Consider the following 19,769-nt stretch of genomic DNA (forward strand, 5'->3'; position numbering starts at 1 on the left):
TCGACCCAGGCAGCACATATATCTGGAACCTGAGCGCCGCCGATTGAAACCATGACGGCTCCCGGAGGTTTGTTGACGGGCAACCCGTCGGTGGACCTCGCATGGACCAAGCAACTCAGCCTCGAAGCGCCGGCCATGGCTTGCGGTCGGTCGCAGACAATGTGTGGATCGTCGATGCCGGCCGCATCAGCGCCGCTGGTGTGCCGCTGCCAATTCGAATGGTGGTGATACGGCTGTCGAGCGGTGACCTGCTGCTGCATTCGCCAACACGATTTTCCCACGCCTTGCGGGAGGAGCTGGAGCGGCTCGGTCCAATCAAATATCTGCTCGCCCCGAACGTCGCGCATTGGATGTTTCTTCGGGACTGGCAGGCGGCCCTGCCGAATGCCCAAGTTTACGCCGCGCCGGGCCTTGCGCGGCGCGCGCAGGTCCGCCGCAGCGGGCTGCGGATCGATCGCGAACTGACCGATGTGACGCCGGATGCCTGGTCGCAGGATCTGCAGATCGTGCTGATTTCTGCGCCGCTGTTCTCGGAGGTCGAGCTGTTCCACCGGCCCAGCCGTACGCTCATCCTGACCGATCTCGTGCAGAATCTGGCCCCGGAAGGTCTCGGGGCGGTGCGGCGCACCGTGGCGCGTCTGCTCGGAATCACGGCGCCGGACGGCAAGGCTCCGGCCTATCTGAGGTTGGTGTTGCGGCTCGGCGGCCGCGCCGTCCGGCTTGCAGCGGCCCGGCTGATCACGCTGGCGCCCGAGCGCGTCATCTTTGCCCATGGCCGCTGGTTCGATACTGGCGGCACGCAGCGATTGCGGGCCTCGCTTGGCTGGCTTCTGGATTCTGCCCCCGAAGCGCGCAGGCTGATGCGAGATCTGCGCGGAACCCGCGTCGTGGTCACCGGCGCGTCCAGCGGCATTGGCCGTGCCACGGCGCTCGCTTTGTCACGCGAGGGTGCAAGTGTCGTGCTGGCTGCGCGGCGCGAGAATGTCTTGAAGGATGTGGCGCTCGAATGCGAGACGCTCGGGGGCCGGGCCATCGCCGTTGCCACCGACGTCACCGACGCCGATGCGGTCAAACGATTGGCCGAACAGGCTGTGCGGACGTTCGGCGGCGTCGATGTCTGGATCAATAATGCAGGGACCGGCGTGTTCGGTCCTTATCAAGATGCCGATATGGCGCTGCATCGCAAGACCGTCGAGGTGAATCTGCTCGGCACGATGAACGGCGCCTATGCGGTGCTGCCCATCTTCCTGCGGCAGCGGCGGGGAACCCTGATCAACAACATTTCGTTGGGCGGCTGGGCGCCGACACCGTTCGCCGCGGCCTATACGGCAAGCAAGTTCGGCCTGCGTGGCTTCTCGGCCAGCCTGCGCCAGGAACTCACCGCTCACAAGGATGTTCACGTCTGCAGTGTATTTCCTGCCATGGTGGACACGCCCGGTTTTGTCCACGGCGCCAATGTGTCCGGCCGCACCTTGGATCCGGGGCCGCTGCTGTATCGCCCCGAGGACGTCGCTGAGACGTTCGTGCAATTGGTTCGGACGCCGCGCGACGAGGTCGCTGTCGGCTGGCCGGCACGGCTCGGCCAGATTTCCTATGCGCTGGCCCGCCGCCCGACCGAGCAACTGATGAGCACAGCGTTCCGCTTTCTGTTGTCGCGAGCCAACAGCGCGCCGCGCAGCACCGGCGCGGTGCTTGCACCGATCGCGGCCGGCACTGCGGTGAGCGGCGGCTGGCTCGGCCGCAAGAAGCTGCCGCCGGCCGGTCAACTCAGCAGGATCGGACTGGCTGTCGGCATCGGCGGGATCGCATTGATGCTGCTCGCACGTCGTCGTCCATCGTCCGCGCCGCGCGCCCGCGCGCACCGTTGATCTGGAGGCTGCATGCTCGGCAAGCTCGATTGGTCGGCGATACCGTTGGGCCAGCCCATTCCACTCGTCGCCGCCGGTCTGGTGCTGGTTGCTATTCTGGGCGTCCTCATCTGGGTGTTTGCCAAGGGGTATTTCCCCTATCTCTGGCGTGAATGGATCACCAGCGTCGACCATAAGCGGATCGGGGTGATGTACATCCTGCTCGCTTTCGTCATGCTGCTGCGCGGCGGCACTGACGCCATCATGATGCGCACGCAGCAGGCCGTCGCTTTCCATTCCAACGGTTACCTGCCGCCGGAGCATTACAACCAGATCTTTTCCGCGCATGGCACGATCATGATTTTCTTCGTGGCGATGCCGTTCGTGGTCGGGCTGATGAATCTCGTCGTGCCGCTGCAACTCGGTGTCCGCGACGTTGCCTTTCCGACCCTGAACTCCGTGGGATTCTGGCTTACCGCGACCGGTGCGTTGCTGGTCAACGTCTCGCTCGTGGTCGGCGAGTTCGCCCGCACCGGCTGGCTGCCGTTCCCGCCGCTGTCGGAGCTCACCTATTCGCCTGGCGTCGGTGTCGATTATTATATCTGGGCGCTCGAGATCTCCGGGGTAGGGACGCTCGTCAGCGGTATCAACCTCGTCACGACCGTGCTCAAGCTGCGTACTCGGGGCATGAGCTATCTGCGCATGCCGATGTTCTGCTGGACCACGCTGGCCGCCAATCTGCTGATCGTTGCGGCGTTTCCGATCCTGACGGCGACGCTGACGATGTTGATGCTCGATCGCTATTTCGGCTTCCACTTCTTCACCAACGAGGCCGGCGGCAACATGATGATGTTCATGAACCTGATCTGGGCCTGGGGCCATCCCGAGGTCTACATTCTGGTGCTGCCGGCCTTCGGCATCTACTCGGAAGTGGTTGCGACGTTCTCCAGCAAATCGCTGTTCGGCTATCGATCGATGGTGCTGGCGACGATGGCGATCTGCGTCGTCTCCTTCATGGTCTGGCTGCATCATTTCTTCACGATGGGCGCGGGGCCGGACGTCAACGCGATCTTCGGCGTTGCCAGCATGATCATCGCGGTGCCCACGGGGGTGAAGATCTACAATTGGCTGTTCACGATGTATGGCGGCCGGGTGCGGTTCACGACGCCGATGCTGTGGTCGATCGGCTTCATGATCACGTTCATGATCGGTGGATTGACCGGGGTGCTCGTCGCGGTGCCGCCGGCGGATTTCCTGTTGCACAACAGTCTTTTCTTAGTGGCCCACTTCCACAACGTGATCATCGGCGGAGTCCTGTTCGGCGTCTTTGCCGGCGTCACCTACTGGTTTCCGAAGGCGTTCGGCTTCCGTCTGTATGAAAGCTGGGGCAAGGCGGCTTTCTGGTTCACCCTGATCGGCTTCTACATGACCTTCATGCCGCTCTACGTCGTGGGGCTGCTCGGCATGACCCGGCGCATGCAGCACTACGATGTCGCCGAATGGCGGCCCTGGCTGGCCGCGGCGACCTTCGGCACGGCGTTGCTCGCGATCGGTGTCGTTCTTCAAATCCTCCAACTCGTGTTCAGCATCCGCGACCGGGAACATCTGCGCGACACCACCGGCGACCCCTGGGACGGCCGCTCGCTGGAATGGGCGACATCGTCGCCGCCGCCGGTGTTCAATTTCGCGGTGCTGCCGAATGTCACCGGGCAGGACGCGTATTGGCGGATCAAGGAAAACGCCAAAAACCAGCAGCTCCAGACCAGAGAAAGGGACTATGAGGACATTGAGCTGCCGAGAAATTCTCCCACCGGCCTTGTCTGCGCCTTCTTCGCCACGATCATGGGCTTTGCGTTGATCTGGCACATCTGGTGGATGGTGGCGCTCGGTGCAACAGGGGCCGTCGCGACATTCGTCGCGTTCGCCTGGCGCGATCACGAAGAGTATGTGATTCCAGCAGCAGAGGTCGCCCGGATTGACCGCGGCATCATTGAAGCGCGGCAGGGATTATCGTCCGCGGCGCACGGCACGTGAAGTGAATGGCAGCGGTGCGGCGGACCGACCGCTCGCGCCGCTGCCACGACTTCACGCGATCATGTCACCAATGATGATGGGTGCGGATCACGCCATGACCGTGGCCGAAGTGACGGCCGCCATGCCAGCCATGGTGATGACCCCAGCCCGGACCGCGATAGTAACCGTAGCTGTGCCGCCACGGCCGCGGCCCATAGGAATAGCCATAGCTGCGATAGAGCGGGCGGGGCGCGTAGCTGTAGCCATAGCCGCCGTAATACGGACGATAGGCGTGCACCGGGTAGTAGCCGCCATAGCCGTAATACGGGGAGCTTGCGTAGCGGTAGCCGCCGTAACCGTATGACGGGTAGGGCGCATAGCCGCCATAATAGTTCGGTGCCGCAATCGCCGATCCGATCACGGCACCAGCCAGCAGGCCGGCTCCGATCGCCGCACCGCCGCCCCAGCCACCATGGTGCCAGCCCCGATAGCCGACCTGGACGGCGTGCGAGGTTTCAGCCGGTTTCGCGGCCGCTGACACCGCGGTGAGCGGCGCTGCGGAGACCGATTGCAGCGTGGACAAAGAGATCGCGCCGGCGGCAGCCATGGTCGCGGCGGCCTTGAAGGTCATCATTCTGATTTCTCCCGAGGTGTTGGGTCTTGCTCAAACCGAACGACAGAAGCCTGGTTTCAGTTCTCAAGGCGGACCGATTGTCGCGCCACATGTGTCGATGAACGCGGCGACGTTTGAGTTCCTCTACCGGCAGACATGACGGCGCCCGTCTTTGCCAAGATAGGTGCCCGAGGCCGGATCATAGGATCGATAACGCTGCGCGCAGGAGACCTGGGACTCGCTGGCCTGCGCACGGCTGTTGGCAATGGCGCCACCGATGATCGCGCCGGCCGCGAGGCCGCCAAGCACGGCCGCGCCGGAGCCGTGGTGATGATGCCGGTAGCCGTATTGGTAGCCGTGACGGCGACCGAGGCCGGGATGCCAATCGTGCCCGCCGCGCCAATGGCGGTATTGCACCTGCTGCAGGCCGTCGACGGCCCGGGCGGGTGCGGCCGGATTGTTCGGCAGCAAAGGTGCCGCCGCCAATGGCGTCACGGCAGACAGTGTGATGGTGCCGATGGCGGCGATCGTCAAAAGTTTGCGCAGCTGCATCTGCGTGCTCCTTTCTGACCTTCAGATATTGGGAGCAACGTTCCGCCACAACTGCCCGTTCCGCGTCATGCTGCCGCCGTATCGGTGGCACAAGGTCGCATCGCGGTCACAACGCCGCAGCGGCCCTGCGGGAGGCCGCTGCGGATCCACCTACACCAACGGCTCGACCACACGCGCTCCACTAATCGATCAACGCATCGAGCAGCGCATCCGGGCATTCCGCCATCATCGTATGTCCCGCACCGGGCAACACGATCGTGCGCGATTGTGCAATCGCCGCTGCCAGCGCCTTGCCGGCCTTGACCGGCGTCATCATGTCCTTCTCGCCGAGGATGAGGCGGGTCGGCACCTTGATCTTGGCTGCCGACGTCAGAGCGTCCTGATAGGTGTTGCAGGCGGCGAGATCGTTGAACAGGACCCCGGGCGCGCAGCGCTCCAGGGTCGCTTGCGCGCTGCCATGCATCCACAGCCCGGGCGCCCGGCTGCCGCCGAGTTCGGCCGCAAAGCCGAGGCCCCAGATCGAGACCATGTCGATGGCGGCGTGATCATTGGCCTCCGCGGCCTTCAGGAGATCAGGTCCGACCGTCATGGTGGCCGCGGTGCCGATCAGGCTGAGCGCCGAGACGCGCTCCGGGTGACGTGCCGCCGCATCCAGCGCGATCAGCGAGCCCATCGAATGGCCGATCAGATGCGCGGGCCTGGCATTCACCGCCTGCATCAGCGCATCGATCCAGTCGGCCATCGCGGCAATGGTCGGCAGCGCCGGCCCGGCGGAGCGGCCATGGCCGGGCAGATCGGGCACCAGCACCGCAAATCCGTGATGGGCGAACCAGCGGCTATGCAGCGCCCAGACCGAATGATCGAAGCCTGCGCCATGCACGAAGACCACGGCAGGCAAAGCGGGCTCGAAAGCGCGGCCGCCGGTGGCAATGAAGACGTCGCGGTCGTTGATCGACAGCTGCATCGCTCACACCTTCTGCGAGGCGCGCAGCGCCTGTCCGAGATCGTCGATGATGTCTGACACCGCCTCGATGCCGACCGACAGCCGGATCAGCTCCTCGCCGATTCCGGCGGCAGCGAGCTGGGCCGCATCCATCTGCTGATGCGTGGTCGAGGCGGGATGGATTACCAAGGTCTTGGCGTCGCCGACATTGGCGAGATGGCTGATCAGCTTCAGGCTTTCGATGAATTTGCGCCCGGCAGGCCGTCCGCCCTTGATGCCGAACGAGATGATCGAGCCGGCGCCGCGCGGCAACAGCTGCTTCGCCAGCGCATGATCCGGGTGGGTCTCCAGCGACGGGTGCAGCACCCAGTCGACTGCCTTGTTGGCCGTCAGCGCGGCCAGCACCGCGCTGGTGTTCGCGACATGACGCTCCATGCGCAGATGCAAGGTCTCGACGCCCTGCAGCAGATGGAAGGCGTTGGTCGGCGACAGGCAGGCGCCGAAATCGCGCAGGCCCTCGGTGCGGGCGCGCATGATGAAGGCGGCCGGGCCGAACTGCTCGTCGAAGACGATGCCATGGTAGCCGGCATAGGGTTCGGTGAGCTGCGGAAACTTGCCGGACGCACGCCAGTCGAACCGGCCGCCATCGATGATGGCGCCGCCGATGGCGATGCCGTGGCCGCCGAGCCATTTGGTCGCCGAGTGCATCACGATATCGGCGCCTTGCGCGATCGGCTGGCTGAGATAGGGCGTCGCGAAGGTATTGTCGATCAGGAGCGGAATGCCCGCTTCGTGCGCGATGGCCGAGATCCTGGGAATGTCCAGCACCTCGAGGCCGGGATTGCCGAGCGTCTCGCCGATGACGAGCTTGGTCTTCGGCTGGATCGCGGCGCGGAAGCCGTCGAGGTCACGCGGCTTGACGAAGCTCGTGGTGATGCCGAAGCGCGGCAGAGTGTGGGCAAGCAGATTGATGGTGCCGCCATAGAGCGAGGACGAGGCGACGATGTGGTCGCCGGCATTGAGCAGCGTGGCGATGGCGAGATGGAGCGCGGCCTGGCCGCTCGCGGTGCAGATCGCGCCGACGCCGCCTTCGAGCGCGGCCAGCCGCTCTTCGAGCACGGCTGTGGTCGGGTTGGAGATGCGGGTATAGATGTGGCCGGCGCGTTCGAGATTGAACAGCGCGGCGGCGTGCTCGGTATCGTCGAACACGTAGGACGTGGTCTGATAGATCGGCACCGCGCGGGCGCCGGTCGCGGGATCCGGCTGCTGGCCCGCATGCAGGCTCAGGGTCTCGAAGGCAGGCGGTTTCGGCGGCGGCATGCGGGGCAACTCTCTTCAGGCGGGTCGCATGTTGTGCCACAGATTGCGGCGGTCGTCAGCGTCGGGAGCTGGGGTAGCGCCGGGGGCCTCCTGGTTCGAGATGCGGCGCGCCCACACCCGTTTCAACAGGATCGTAGATGGGGTAACGGGCCGACCACCCGAGCGGCACGCTCACTCCTGCGCTATTTGGGAGCGCGTTCGCGTGCCGCCCGGGTGGTCGGCCCGTTACCCCGTCTAGGAGGAGCCAGCCGAAACCGGCTGATCGGCTTCAGCCGAAGCTCTTCGGGAATAGGCCTGACGCGGCGATCTCGGCGATCGAAAGCCGCGGGCTTGGCTTCTCACGCTCCTTCAGCATCGCCGGTAGCTTCTCGCCGTCGCCCTTGCGGCCCACGGCGATCGCGATCTCCACCGCGAAATCATCGGGCACGCCGAGCGCCGCCTGCGCGGCAGCGACATCGAAGCCGCTCATGCCGTGGGTGGCCCAGCCGGACAGGGCGGCCTGGTTGGCGAAATTGGCCCAGGCGGCGCCGGCGTCGAAGGAATGTGTGCGGGCCGGCACCGGCTCGGTCTTGCCGGCCGGGATGAAGGTCTTCTTCGACAGCACGTAGACGATGGCAGCGGCATGCTGCGCCCAGCCGCGGTTGAACTCGATCAGCGGCGCCAGGAAGGTGTCGAACTGTGCCGAGCCGCGCAGCGCGTAGAGGAAGCGCCAGGGCTGCGAATTATACGAGGAGGGCGCCCAGCGCGCCGCTTCGATGAAGGTGAGAAGCGCCGACTCGGGCAGCGCCTCGTCGGTGAAGCCGCGCGGCGACCAGCGGTCGACGAACAGGCGGTGGGCCGGGTGCTCGGTGGTGCGGTCGGTCGGCGGGAGGTGGTCGGTCAAGGTGGGCTCCTTCATTCAGGCTCGTCATCGGGCCTCGTGCTCGGCTTCGCTGCAGAGCACAAACCTCGGTTCCCTCTCTGGCTCACGGCGCCTTCGGAGTCCAGATCGCTAACGCAGATGTGTCCACCTTCGCGGGCAGCACGCGCTCGGCCAGAAATGCGTCGGCGATCTTCTGCTGCTCGGAGAGGCCGGCTGCGGTGACTGTGCCGACCTGGTAGGAGCGGTGGCTGTTGGCCTCCTCGACGGTGGCCGCATCGATGCCCCACAGCGTGGCGAGCTGGTTCGCCGCTGCGGCCGGATTGGCCTTGACCCATTTGCCGGTCTCGACCAGCTTGCCATAGATGATGTTGAGGACGTCGCCGCGCTTGGCGGCATAATCGGCCGAGGCGAGGTAATAGCGCTTGTAGCTGGCGAGCCCGTCGCTGCCGTCGGTGAGCACGCGCGCGCCGGATTGGCGGATGGTGCTGGTCAGGAACGGATCCCACGCCACCCAGGCATCGACATTGTTGCTGACGAAGGCGGTGCGGCCGTCGGCGGGCGGCAGATAGGCCGGGGTGATGTCCTTGAAGGTCAGCCCCGCTTTGGCGAGCGCTGAGAGCAGCAGATAATGGCTGCCGGCGCCCTTGGTCACCGCGATCTTCCTGCCCTTGAGTTCGGCCAGCGACTTGATCGGCGAGGCGGTCGACACCAGGATCGCCTGCGCGGAGGGGGAGGCGGCCTCCTCGGCGACGTAAGCGATCTTGGCGCCTGCGGCCTGCGCGAACACCGGCACGGTGTCGGCGACATCAGCGCCGACATCGATGCTGCCGATGTTGATCGCCTCGAGCAGCGGCAGGCCGCTGGAGAATTCGTGCCAGGACACCTTGATGTCGAGCGGCGCCAGCGCCTTTTCCAGCTCGCCATTGGTCTTGAGCAGGGCGATCAAGGTGGAGGATTTCTGATAGCCGATGCGCAGCGTCTCTGCGGCTTCAGCGCGCGATGCGGCGAGGGCGCCGAGCAGGGCGACGGCCATCATCATCACGCTGCGGCGGGCCAGCCTCAGGGGGCGCGATCCGCGCGCCGGGCCGGTGAAAGAGGATGTCATGCGAAATCTCCTGAAAGCCGATGCCTGCAATCTGGCCGGATCATTCGCAGGATCGGTTTCCCTGCGCAATTTTGCAGATCGGTCGGGATGGAGAGGAAAGTTCTTCATTCGGGTCTGTCGCGAGAAAATCTGTCTTCCTGCCGAGGGAAATCCGATGAGGCAGCCGTCCGCAGGCTCGCGGCGCACCAGGCGTCCAAGATGTGTCTGCCGTTCGTCCCTCTCTGAGGAGAGGGCACAGGGAAGGCCGGGCATCGACTGACGCCCATGGCCCGCGTGCAAAAAGCAAAGCACGCGGCGGTTACCACAGGATCAGCCGGCATCCGGCCTTCCCTGCGCAATGGGCTTACGGCTTATACGCGATCTCCCCGGTGCGCCGGGCTGTCTGGCCACCGTTGCGCATGATGCTTGCGCATCAGCGCGTGATACTAGCGTCGGAGTATCAGGACCACGCGACTTCGCCGTCCGGCTCTCCTCGTTCGTCCGCATGCGTGACGCACGCTGCGACGAGAACCGGCCATCGCATCCCACCCAACGTTTCGTGACGTTCGCGAAAGCGCCCCTCGATCGGGCGGGATGGGGAAATAAGATCATGAATTCTGAAAAAAAGAAACAAGAATATTGTCCACGGCGGGACTGGACAGGGCAAATCAGCTTGAGATCGCGGGGGAATTTCGCTTTTTTGAGCACGCGCGAAGAAAGCCGGCCGAAACGAAGCACGGCGGCTCATGAGCGGATTTCACCTGAGGCTTCCGTCTTGCGCGGCGGAGCAGGTCGGCGCCATTGGGGGGCGGAAGCTACGAAGCAATCCGATTCGGGAAGACAGACTGTCGCTGAGGCAGACCTCTGCAAATGAGCCCGTGGCGTCCGCATTCAGCCCAAAACGGACGTCGGCTACGGGTCAAGAGAGGCTGTGGCCCGTCGCGTTCTGAGGCCCGCTTCCTATGCAACCCGGATCAAGATACGCTTCTCTGGTCCGGCTCGGAGATTAAAGAGTCGGCGGCGGGAGTTCTTAGCCGGGATAGGGAGCGCAACGGTCGCGTGCAATGCAAAATGGCATTTCCGGTTGAGAAGTTGGACCTCGAGCTCGCCCTCAAGCGAGTGAAATCTGATCTAAATACTGCACGCTCTTTTATCGAGTCTCCTTTGGAGATCGAGTTGGTTGATGCCGATCAGGCCACTTGGCTGAGTCAGCTTAGCGAAAAAATTGCCGCCGGATATCGTCCCCACTCTGCTGTGATCGCGGACATTCCTAAAGGAAATGGCGCAGTTCGTCCTGCAGCCCTCCTCAATCTTGAGGATCGCGTGGTGTATGCAGCTGCAGTTGGCGCCTTGCTTTCGGCTATCAACCTCGGATTAGGTTGGTCTCAAGGTAAGGTCGACTTTTCATATCGGCTTTCCGAGAGCGTCCGGCGGGTTGAGTGGTTCACAAATCGCTTCAATGGCTGGTCTGCATTTCGCAAAGTCAGCGTCGAGCGGATTGATAATGGCGCGGCTCACGTCGTTCTTACCGACATTACGGGATTCTACGAAAACATAGATTTGACGGTTCTGTTTTCGGACTTGAGAACGCTCGGCGCTGATAGCGACGTAATCCAATTGCTTCAGCTCTGCCTGAATCGATGGGCTGTCGTGCCCAATCGCGGAGTTCCACAAGGACTTTCCGCCTCGGATGTGCTGGCCAAGGTTTACCTAAACCCAATTGACCAAGCCATGGCAGACATGCAAGTCGACTTTATTCGTTACGTGGACGACATACGAATTTTTTGTTCAGACGTACCAGCTTGCAAAAAAGCACTGATGTCTCTGATCCGATCTCTCCGCCGACGGGGTCTAAATTTGCAGTCGGCAAAGACGGAAATCGTTTCAGCAGCTGAAGCCAAAGCTATCATCGAGGGTATCGCTCCGATAATAACTGACGTACAAAAGCAGTATAGGGACTTTCTCATTAAAACAATGGAGTCGATTAATCCCTACATGACGATAGAGGACCTTGATGACAAGGTGAGTCCGGATGATGCGCCAGTGGAGGTCGTGCGAGAGGTTTTCCGTCAGAAGTTTATAGATGCGCCTGGAAAATTCAACAAAACCCTATTTCACTTTCTTATAAATCGCCTTCGAGCACAATCCGACGACTACGCATTGGCATATTGCCTTGAACACTTGGCAACCCAACCACAAGAGACCCAATCCCTCTTGGACTACATTGGCGCGGTTGGAACATTTCCAAGAGATTTTACTCCAATTGAGAGTTTTCTCCAGTCGCCTGATTGCATGTATGACTATCAAGTCTATCAGATTTTTCGATGGCTGCACTCGTTAGGCTCTCCACCGAGTGTTGGGTTGATTACTGTCGCCCGACTCATAACCTTCGACAATGCGCGAGCGTTCTATCTGAGGGCAGTATGCCGCTTGATCTTACAGACCCACGGATCGATGGCTGATCTGGAGCGTTTGGAGGCCGGTTACGGCGAAGTCCACAACGAATTGGAGCGAGCGCAAGTCCTCGTGAGCATTAAACGACTAGAGGTCGGACGGAGAAACGCGTTCTACGGTCGGGTAAGTGGAGATGGGCAGCTTTGCGAGCGAGCAATTAGAATGGTCAAGGAGCAAAGGCTTTAGATCTACGTTGAGGCGACGCCGATCGTTGGCTGAATATCCGGAAAGGATCGAGGCCACCATGACCGCGCAGGTTGATGTTCCAGCCGATCTAGCCCAATACCGGAAATTTCCGTTTGTTCGGACGCTACAAGCTACACCTCAATCAGAATGCTCTATCACGTCCGCTCCTCGCCCTTAACAGACACCTTCCAGGCTCTGATGAGAGTCCGGTGTCGGCTCGTCGCCGATTCGCGACGCTGCATCACGTCAGCGGAGATCTGGATGCGCTGGTCATCGAGTCGACGTCGCGTCCCGGCGGCCGTGGGTCCCGCTGCCCGTCATGAAACGCGCCCCTCTCTCAGCGCTGCCACATCGGTGGCATCAGGTGACCCCGGCGGATGGCGATGAGCAGAAGGATCACGCCGGCCGTGGTGCAGACCACCAGCGCGACCACCGAATGCTCCATCCCGAACGAGCCCCCGGTCAGCAGCTCCGGTCCTTCGATGGTGGCCTTCAGCAGGCAGGGATCGCTGACGGCGCCCGAGACGACGCCGGAAAAGACCGCCGATTGGAAGTAGTTCCAGGCCATGTGGAAGCCCATGCAGATCCACAGGCGGCGGGTGACGAGATAGGCCGCGGACAGCAACAGCCCGGCCTCGATGCAGATGTAGATGGCCCCGCCCAGCGTCGCTCCTGGGTTCAGCAGATGAACAAGTCCGAACGCGAGGGATGAGACCAGGATCCCGACCCAGCTTCCGAACATGTCCTCGACCGATCGCATCAGGACGCCGCGGAAAACCAACTCTTCGAAGACTCCCGACTTGATCGCCAACGCCAGGTTGGGAAGCAGGAACAGCAAGGGGTTGAATCCCTGGACCTTGTAGATGCCGAGCAGCATCAGGACCACGGCGCTCACGGTATAAAGGACCGCGCCACACAGCGCGCCGATGGCCCATTCACGGCCAAGCCCCGGCGTCGAAAGCTCGGTCACCTCGCGGCGTTCGACGAGTTTTCCATAGGCCACGTACACGCCGATCGCCGCCAGGCCCAGGATGATCTGGATGGCCGCGTTCAACAAGGGTGAATCGTGGAATTGCTCGAGGCGAGCCTGGGCCCACCCCATGAAGTAGAACAAGACAGATCCCAGGACGATGAGGCGCGTCAGCGGAAATTGCAGAATGCGCAGCCAGAGTGGCTGACCAACAAGGCTGACATCCGTCATGTGAAAACCTTCCCTCCCCAGATCCGCGCCGCAGCGACAACTGCGACCATATCGTCCGTCCTCGCGAGCGCATGTTGGCCCTGCCGCACCGGCGAATCCTCCGGTCAGATCGGACCTCCTGTTTCGGACCTGATGACCTCTCGGTATTGATCTTACCGGTCCACACGGACGGCACCCGCAAAGAAGCAAGCCCCATCCGACCTATCATTGGATATGAGGAGCAAGTCGATGCCGCAATCGACTTTGCAACATCCGAGCTGCTTTCGGGTGCGGCGTGTTTGCGGAAGCCTGGGTCACGCATATGCTGCTTATCGGGCACTGACCCCGTTGGATGCGCGGGACCAGCCCGTGCATGACGGAGGATCCTGTGAGGGCGTTGATCGGAGATGCGCCGGCTGCAGGACTACCCGGCCTTGCGCCTGCGAGGCTTGTTTGCCGTGGAAAGATACGCGCAGAACATGTCCGACATCGCGTCGGCATAGGCCGATATCTCGGCGCGGTTGCGCGGTGTCTCCGAGAAATGCTTGCCGACCTGGCTCAGCGTCGCCTTGATCAGGTCGGCTGCACGCGCGCGGTCGGCTTCTCCTGCGTCGGGCAGGACCTCGCGCATGAAAGCCAGCAGCGCGCGGCGGCCGCTGGCCGTGGCCTGACGCGCTTCGGGCGCGTCGCGATAGAGCGGAGCGGCATCGTCGAGCGCGCCGCGGATCGCGGCCTCGTCGCACTCCGATTGCAGGAAGGCATGAACCAGCGCCCGTAACCTCACCAGGGGCGGGCGGCTCGTATCCTCCAGGATCCCGTGCAGGAGGCGGGTCGTCTGCTGCCACTCGTCGCTCTGCAGCCGGAACAGGATGGCGGCCTTGTTGGGGAAGTACTGATACAGCGAGCCGACGCTGACGCCGGCCTTCTCGGCGACGCGGGCGGTGGTGAAACGCTGTGCGCCTTCGGTCGTCAAAACCTGAACAGCGGCCTCCAGGATGGCTGCGACGAGATCGGTCGAGCGTGCCTGTTGTGGCTGTTTTCGCGCGGAAATCGAGGCTTTTCGACGAGGAGCCATGCGGCGTTCCGGAATGCGATTAGCGAACGCGAGTGATTATTCGTATTTTGACCAGGACGCAATGAGCCACCAACGCCCTGGAGATGACCATGATCACGCTGACCACCCAACCTTTCGCACCGCTGCTCGATCGACTGCTCGCCGAAGCCGCGCTGGCGCGGCCGGAGACGAGCCCGATCTTCGCCGGCATGGCCGAACGCGGCGAAGCGCTGATGCGCAGCAAGTCCGGCCATGTCGAGCTCTATACGCAGCTGAAGGATTTCCCGCTGCCGGTCTCGCGCGAGACCGGCGTGCTGCTCTACATGCTGGCGCGCAGCTTCGAGGCGCGCAGGATCGTGGAGTTCGGAACCTCGTTCGGGATCTCGACGCTGTTCCTTGCCGCGGCGCTGCGCGACAATGGCGGCGGCCGGCTGATCACCACCGAGTTCGAGCCGTCGAAGATCGCCCGCGCCAAGCATCATCTCGCCGAGGGGGGCCTGCTCGATCTCGTCGAGATCCGCGAGGGCGATGCGCTGCAGACGCTCGGCGCCGATCTGCCCGAGGCGATCGATCTCGTCCTGCTCGACGGCGCCAAGCCGCTCTATCGCGATGTTCTCGATTTGCTCGAGAGCAAGCTCAGCCCCGGCGCGTTCATCGTGGCCGACAATGCGGATCATTGTCCAGACTATCTCGCTTATGTCCGCGCGCCGGGGAACGGCTACCTCTCGGTTCCGTTCGACGACGAGGTCGAACTGTCGATGAGCATCAGGTGATCCGCGCGCGCCGGGCTCTGGCCCATCGGCGGGGCGACGATCGCACGGAAATGCGCGGCGATATCGGCGCGCCGCGCCACCCAGACCTGATCACCCAGCCGCGCCAGCATCGCCAGGATGGCCCCGACCGCCGCAAACCGCGCCGGCCGGCCGGAGATCCGCAGATGAAAGCCGATCGTCAGCATCGACGCCGCGCCACGATCGGACTCGGCGAGCAGCGTGCGCAGCGCGGCCGCGACGTAGTCGGAAAAATCCTCGGGCTGCACGAAGCCGTTCGGATGGAAGAACTTCATGTCGTTGGTGTCGAAGCCATAGGGCAGCACCAGCAGCGGCCGGTTCGCGGCTGAGGTCCAGTAGGGCAGGTCGTCGTCGAGCGCGTTGGAGTCGTAGGTGAAGCCGAGCTCGCCGAGCAGGTCGCGTGTCCAGGGGCTCTGGCTGCCGCGGGTCATGAAGCCGACCGGCGTCACGCCGGTCGCGCGCGCAATGATGTCGCGGGTGCGGACGATGTCGCGGCGCTCGGTGGTGGCGTCGGCATAGAGCGCGTGCGGCAGCCAGCGCCAGCCATGCACGGCCGGCTCATGCCCGGCCTCGACGGCGATGCGCGCGAGATCCGGCACGCGCTCGACGGCACGGCCGCACATCATCAGCGTCGCCGGCCTGCGCTGCGCGGCAAAGGCGTCGAGGAAGCGCCACAGGCCGACCCGCATGCCATAGTCGAACACCTGCTCCTGCACGAGATCGCGCATGCCGGAGGGCAGGGTCGGCTGCACCTCGCCATAACGCTCGGTGTCGGCGTCGCCCTGCTCGACGGCGAGCTCGGCGCCTTCCTCGAAATTGATCACCAGCGACACCGCCACGCGGGCGCCGTTCGGCCAGATGATGTCGGGGCGCTGGCGGCCATAGCCGCGCAGGTCACGGATGATGGTCATGAAGAGCTCTTTCCGAAGCTGCGGCTGAGTCCGCCCAGCGTCTCCGCGCAGACAAGTCCGATGAGGGTGAGCACCACGATCACGCCGGAGACGGCGGCGACGCGGACGTCGAGGCTGCCTTCGAGGATGGCCCACAGCTTGATCGGCAGGACCTCCGTGCGGGCATCCGCCAGGAACAGCGACACCGGCACATTGTCGAAGGAAGACAGGAAGGCGACCAGGCCGCCCGCGACGATGCCGCGGCGGATCAGCGGCAAGGTGATGCGGCGAAAGGTGTACCAGCGGCTGGCGCCGAGGCTCAGCGAGCAGGTGACGAGCACGGGATCGAGCTGCTGCACGGCGGCGCCGACCATGCGGATCACGAACGGCACGCAGACGATGGTGTGGCCGAGCACCAAGGTGGCAAAGGACAGCCTGATGCCGATCACGTTGAACACCAGCAGCAGCGAGAGGCTGAAGGCCATCGCGGGCAGCACCATCGGCGACATGAACAGCGCATCGAGCAGGCGCGCGCTCCGCGATCGGTTGCGGGCCAGCGCCAGCGCCGCGGCGCTGCCGAGCAAGGCCGAGAACAATGTCGTCCACAGCGCCACTTGCAGGCTGGTCAGGGCCGGCGTGAGCAGCTCGGGCGAGCGGAACAGCTCGACATACCAACGCGCCGACCAGCTTGGCGGCGGGAATTTCAGCGTCATGCCAGATGTGAGGGAGATGATCAGGACGACAAGCGTCGGCGCCAGCAACAGCAGCACCGATGCCGCGGCGATCGCGCCGACGACGCCGCCATAGATCCGGTCGGAGAGGTCACGCTGCATCGAGGCCTCGCGTCAGTCTGCGCGACAGCGCGCCGATCGCGGCGACGATGCCGATGACCGCGGCGGTGAAGATCAGGGACAGCGCGGCGGCGAACGGCCAGTCCTGCACGCCCATCGACTGCTGATAGATGTAGCTCGGCATCAGGATGATGCGGCCGCCGCCGATCAGCGTCTGGGTGATGAAGGCCGTTGCGGCTGCGGCGAATACCAGAAGGAGCCCCGCGATCGCGCCGGGCAGGGTCAGCGGCAGGATGACGGTGACGAACACGCGGACGCGGCCGGCGCCGAGACCTTCGGCAGCCCGCGCCAGATTGCCGTCGAGCCGCAGCAGGCTGTTGATCAGGGGCAGCGCCATCAGCGGCAGCTGGATCTGCGTCAGCGCCAGCACCAGCCCGCCCCAGCTGTAGAGCAGGCGGGCCGGACTGTCCCACAGGCCGAGCGACAGCATCGCCGAATTGACGATGCCGTCGCGGCCGAGGATGACGATCCAGGCGAAGGTGCGCACCACGGTGCTGGTGAGCAGCGGCAGCAGGATCAGGAAAATGAGGCCCGTGCGGATCAACGGGCCGCTCGCGACATAGACCAGCGCCAGCGGGTAGGCGAGCACGAGCGCGCACAGCGCGACCTCGAGGCCAAGCATCACGGTGTCCGCCAGCACGCGCAGGCTGAACGGGTCACCGAGAAAGCGCAGATATTGCGCCGGCGACAGCTCGGCAAAAGCGGGCGTGCGGAACAGGCTGATCGCGACCAGCGCGACCAGCGGCAGGACGAAGGCAGCGAGAAACACCAGCGCCAGCGGCAGCGCCGGCGCGAGCTTTCCTGTGGGACGCGGTGTCGACATGCCGAATGCTAGATCTTGACGTCCTTGTTGAAGCGCGTGATCCATTCGCCGCGCATGTGCTGGAACTTCGTCCAGTCGAGCAGCACGTTGCTGGCGATGAGGTCGTCGACGCTCTTGGCCACCGTCAGATTGGCGCCGGTCAGCGCCACGTTCTTGTTGGTCGGCATCATCACCCAGGGCGCCGCCTCGATGCCCTTCTGGGCCTCGGCCGACATCACCGTGTCGAGATAGTCGAGCACGAGCTTCGGATCCTGGTTGTTCTTCACGATCTGCGCGCTGGAGCGGATGATGACCGCGCCCGATTTCGGCTTGGCGAAGGCGATATCGACGCCCTTCGCGGCGAGCAGCGCGACATTGTTCCAGAAATTGAAGGCGATATCGATCTCGCCCTGCTGGAACAGGGTGGCGAGCGCGCCGGGCGAAGCGGCGATGGCGCCGACATTGGGCAACAGCTTCTTGATCGCCTCGAAGGCCGGCTCCAGATTGGTCTCCGAGCCGCCGTTCAGCTTGGCGATCTCGACCATGAAGGCGGTGCCGAGGCTCGAGCCCATGCCGGTGATGCCGACGCGGCCTTTATATTCCGGCTTCCACAGATCCTCCCACGAGGTCGGCGGCGTGGTGATCTTCTTCGGATTATAGGCGATGCCGATCAGCTGCACGGTGATGACCGGCGCGTAGCCGTCGGGATGGCGGAACGGCTGCGGGATCTGCGCGAAGCTCTTGGACGCTTCCGTCGGGAATTTTTCGATCACGCCGCTGGCGATGGCCGGGATCAGCGGACCCTCGTCGAACAGCACGACGTCGAAGGGCGGGGCGTTGCGTGATGCCTGGATCTTGCCGATCTGGTCGACGCCGAGCAGCGGCGTGAAGGTGACGTCGGCGCCGCTCGCCTTCTGGAAGGCCGGCCCCATCACCGCGCGGAACGCCTCGTCGAAGCTGCCGGGGTAGGTGGTGGCGACGATCGAGGTGGCGGCGCGGGCGCGTGAGGACGTCATGACATGGGGCGCGGCGAGGGCCGCGGCGGCGGTGGCGAGCAGGCGTCGGCGGGACAGGATCATCGTGAAACTCCTCATGCTCTTGCGATGGATGGCGAGGCCGTCGTGGCCTCGAAGACGTGGACCTTGCTGATGTCCTGAATCACGAGCCATGCGGCGTCGCCCGGCCGGCCCGACCAGGCGGCGCGGGACTGGCTGACCTTGATGGCTTCGCCCGAGGCGGTGACGCAGTCGATCACGCTGAAAGCCCCGAGCGGCATCACCACGCGGATCGTCACGGCGATCGAGCGCGGCTGCGCGTCCGACACCAGGGCCAGGTTCTCGGGCCGGATCGAGACCATGACGTCGCGGTGCGCAGGCGGCGGTGCGGTGCCGGCCAGAGCGAGTGCGCAGCCGGCATCGAGCGCGATCGTGCCGGGTTGCGGCGATGTCCGTCCCTTCAGGAAATTGGCGTGGCCGATGAAGCCGTTGACGAACAGGCTCGCAGGCGCATCGTAGAGCGCATCGGGCGTGTCGATCTGCTCGATCCGTCCCTTGTTGAGCACGACGATGCGGTCAGCCATCGACAGCGCCTCCTCCTGATCATGGGTGACCATGATCGACGTGACGCCGCAGCTCTTGAGCAGGCTCTTGATTTCGATCTGCATGTCGAGCCGCAGGTTCTTGTCGAGCGCGGAAAACGGCTCGTCGAGCAGCACCAGCACGGGATCGATGGCGAGCGCGCGCGCCAGGGCGACGCGCTGCTGCTGGCCGCCGGAGAGCTGGCGCGGGAAGCGATCGCCGAACGACGTCATCTGCACCCGCGCCAGCATCTCGGCGACGCGCTGCTTGACCATGGCGCCGGGCGACTTTCGCGCGCGCAGGCCGTAGGCGACGTTCTCGGCGACGGTGAGGTGGGGGAATAGCGCGTAGTTCTGGAACACCATGCCGATGCGGCGGCGATTGGCGGGCGTGCGGTCGATGCGCACGCCGTCGAAGCTGACGGCGCCACGGCTCGGCTGCAGGAAGCCGGCGATGATCTGCAGCAGCGTGGTCTTGCCGCAGCCGGAGGGGCCGAGCAGGGCGATCAACTCGCCGCGCGCCACCGCCAGATCGATGCTTTCGAGCGCGACCGTGGCGCCGAAGCTGTGGCCGACGCCCTGCAGCATCAACGCGCAGCCGCGCGCCTCCGTCCGGGTCTCCGCTACTCTCGTCGTCGCGCTGCTCAACATGCATGGCTCTCCGTCGCGCCAGAGGTCAGCAAGCGCCGTGCCAGTATTGTTGCTGACGCAAGCAATTGTAAAGACGTTGAAAAAAATTTGGCGCCTAAAA

17 protein-coding genes are annotated in these 19,769 nt (G+C 64.1%); 4 read left to right on the top strand and 13 right to left on the bottom strand.

The features are described 5' to 3' along the window. The first annotated feature begins 101 nt into the window (after positions 1–101). Together HL671_RS32565 and cyoB are read left to right on the top strand one after the other, a co-directional pair. Positions 102–1,868 carry an SDR family oxidoreductase gene (locus HL671_RS32565; protein WP_172242220.1) on the top strand — a complete coding sequence of 589 codons (1,767 nt, stop codon included), beginning with the start codon at positions 102–104 and terminating at the stop codon, positions 1,866–1,868. A 12-nt stretch (positions 1,869–1,880) separates the two neighbouring features. Beyond that, positions 1,881–3,881 (top strand): cytochrome o ubiquinol oxidase subunit I, encoded by a 2,001-nt coding sequence (gene cyoB / locus HL671_RS32570; RefSeq protein WP_172242223.1) that lies wholly within the window; start codon positions 1,881–1,883, stop codon positions 3,879–3,881. 64 nt (positions 3,882–3,945) lie between these two features. On the opposite strand, the gene HL671_RS32575 is transcribed toward cyoB, so the two are convergent. The 6 genes from HL671_RS32575 to HL671_RS32600 all read right to left on the bottom strand — a co-directional run bounded on the left by HL671_RS32575 (position 3,946) and on the right by HL671_RS32600 (position 9,255). Beyond that, complete coding sequence (locus HL671_RS32575; protein ID WP_172242226.1) at positions 3,946–4,494, bottom strand: hypothetical protein; 549 nt, start codon at positions 4,492–4,494, stop codon at positions 3,946–3,948. Positions 4,495–4,617: 123 nt separating this feature from the next. Continuing rightward, a complete protein-coding gene (locus tag HL671_RS32580) occupies positions 4,618–5,025 on the bottom strand; it encodes a BA14K family protein (RefSeq protein ID WP_012043305.1) in 408 nt (135 codons plus the stop codon). A gap of 181 nt (positions 5,026–5,206) precedes the next feature. Continuing rightward, the gene (locus HL671_RS32585) at positions 5,207–5,989 is read right to left on the bottom strand and encodes an alpha/beta fold hydrolase (protein WP_172242229.1); all 783 of its coding nucleotides are present in this window, start codon (positions 5,987–5,989) and stop codon (positions 5,207–5,209) included. 3 nt (positions 5,990–5,992) lie between these two features. Next, positions 5,993–7,288, bottom strand: coding sequence for an O-acetylhomoserine aminocarboxypropyltransferase (locus HL671_RS32590; RefSeq protein WP_012043307.1), 1,296 nt, complete (start codon positions 7,286–7,288; stop codon positions 5,993–5,995). A 268-nt stretch (positions 7,289–7,556) separates the two neighbouring features. Further along, a complete protein-coding gene (locus HL671_RS32595; protein ID WP_012043308.1) occupies positions 7,557–8,171 on the bottom strand; it encodes a nitroreductase family protein in 615 nt (204 codons plus the stop codon). An 82-nt stretch (positions 8,172–8,253) separates the two neighbouring features. Then, the gene (locus HL671_RS32600) at positions 8,254–9,255 is read right to left on the bottom strand and encodes an aliphatic sulfonate ABC transporter substrate-binding protein (RefSeq protein ID WP_041750648.1); all 1,002 of its coding nucleotides are present in this window, start codon (positions 9,253–9,255) and stop codon (positions 8,254–8,256) included. Between the two features lie 1,050 nt (positions 9,256–10,305). Between HL671_RS32600 and HL671_RS32605 the strand changes: the two genes are divergently transcribed. Continuing rightward, positions 10,306–11,874, top strand: coding sequence for an RNA-directed DNA polymerase (locus HL671_RS32605; protein ID WP_041750649.1), 1,569 nt, complete (start codon positions 10,306–10,308; stop codon positions 11,872–11,874). Positions 11,875–12,211: 337 nt separating this feature from the next. Here HL671_RS32605 and HL671_RS32610 read toward each other — a convergent pair whose 3' ends face one another. Then, the gene (locus HL671_RS32610) at positions 12,212–13,075 is read right to left on the bottom strand and encodes a CPBP family intramembrane glutamic endopeptidase (protein WP_172242232.1); all 864 of its coding nucleotides are present in this window, start codon (positions 13,073–13,075) and stop codon (positions 12,212–12,214) included. A gap of 403 nt (positions 13,076–13,478) precedes the next feature. Continuing rightward, positions 13,479–14,129, bottom strand: a complete 651-nt coding sequence (locus HL671_RS32615) for a TetR/AcrR family transcriptional regulator (protein ID WP_012043312.1) — start codon at positions 14,127–14,129, stop codon at positions 13,479–13,481. 89 nt (positions 14,130–14,218) lie between these two features. Here HL671_RS32615 and HL671_RS32620 point away from each other — a divergent pair, with 89 nt between their 5' ends. Continuing rightward, positions 14,219–14,881 (top strand): O-methyltransferase, encoded by a 663-nt coding sequence (locus HL671_RS32620; RefSeq protein ID WP_172242235.1) that lies wholly within the window; start codon positions 14,219–14,221, stop codon positions 14,879–14,881. Here the strand turns inward: HL671_RS32620 and HL671_RS32625 are convergent. The 5 genes from HL671_RS32625 to HL671_RS32645 are packed head-to-tail and all read right to left on the bottom strand — an operon-like array spanning position 14,827 to position 19,669. Then, positions 14,827–15,810 carry a polysaccharide deacetylase family protein gene (locus HL671_RS32625; protein ID WP_172242238.1) on the bottom strand — a complete coding sequence of 328 codons (984 nt, stop codon included), beginning with the start codon at positions 15,808–15,810 and terminating at the stop codon, positions 14,827–14,829. The genes HL671_RS32620 and HL671_RS32625 overlap by 55 nt on opposite strands. Next, complete coding sequence (locus tag HL671_RS32630) at positions 15,807–16,622, bottom strand: ABC transporter permease (protein ID WP_172242241.1); 816 nt, start codon at positions 16,620–16,622, stop codon at positions 15,807–15,809. Before HL671_RS32630 ends, HL671_RS32625 begins: the two co-directional genes overlap by 4 nt. Next, positions 16,612–17,463, bottom strand: a complete 852-nt coding sequence (locus HL671_RS32635) for an ABC transporter permease (RefSeq protein ID WP_172242244.1) — start codon at positions 17,461–17,463, stop codon at positions 16,612–16,614. The genes HL671_RS32630 and HL671_RS32635 overlap by 11 nt, the downstream gene beginning before the upstream one ends. Positions 17,464–17,471: 8 nt before the next feature. Further along, positions 17,472–18,521 carry an ABC transporter substrate-binding protein gene (locus HL671_RS32640; protein ID WP_172242247.1) on the bottom strand — a complete coding sequence of 350 codons (1,050 nt, stop codon included), beginning with the start codon at positions 18,519–18,521 and terminating at the stop codon, positions 17,472–17,474. Between the two features lie 11 nt (positions 18,522–18,532). Next, positions 18,533–19,669 carry an ABC transporter ATP-binding protein gene (locus HL671_RS32645; RefSeq protein ID WP_172242250.1) on the bottom strand — a complete coding sequence of 379 codons (1,137 nt, stop codon included), beginning with the start codon at positions 19,667–19,669 and terminating at the stop codon, positions 18,533–18,535. Between the last annotated feature and the right edge of the window lie 100 nt (positions 19,670–19,769).

This window comes from Bradyrhizobium denitrificans (genome assembly GCF_013179005.1).
In the GTDB taxonomy this organism is placed as follows: domain Bacteria; phylum Pseudomonadota; class Alphaproteobacteria; order Rhizobiales; family Xanthobacteraceae; genus Bradyrhizobium; species Bradyrhizobium denitrificans.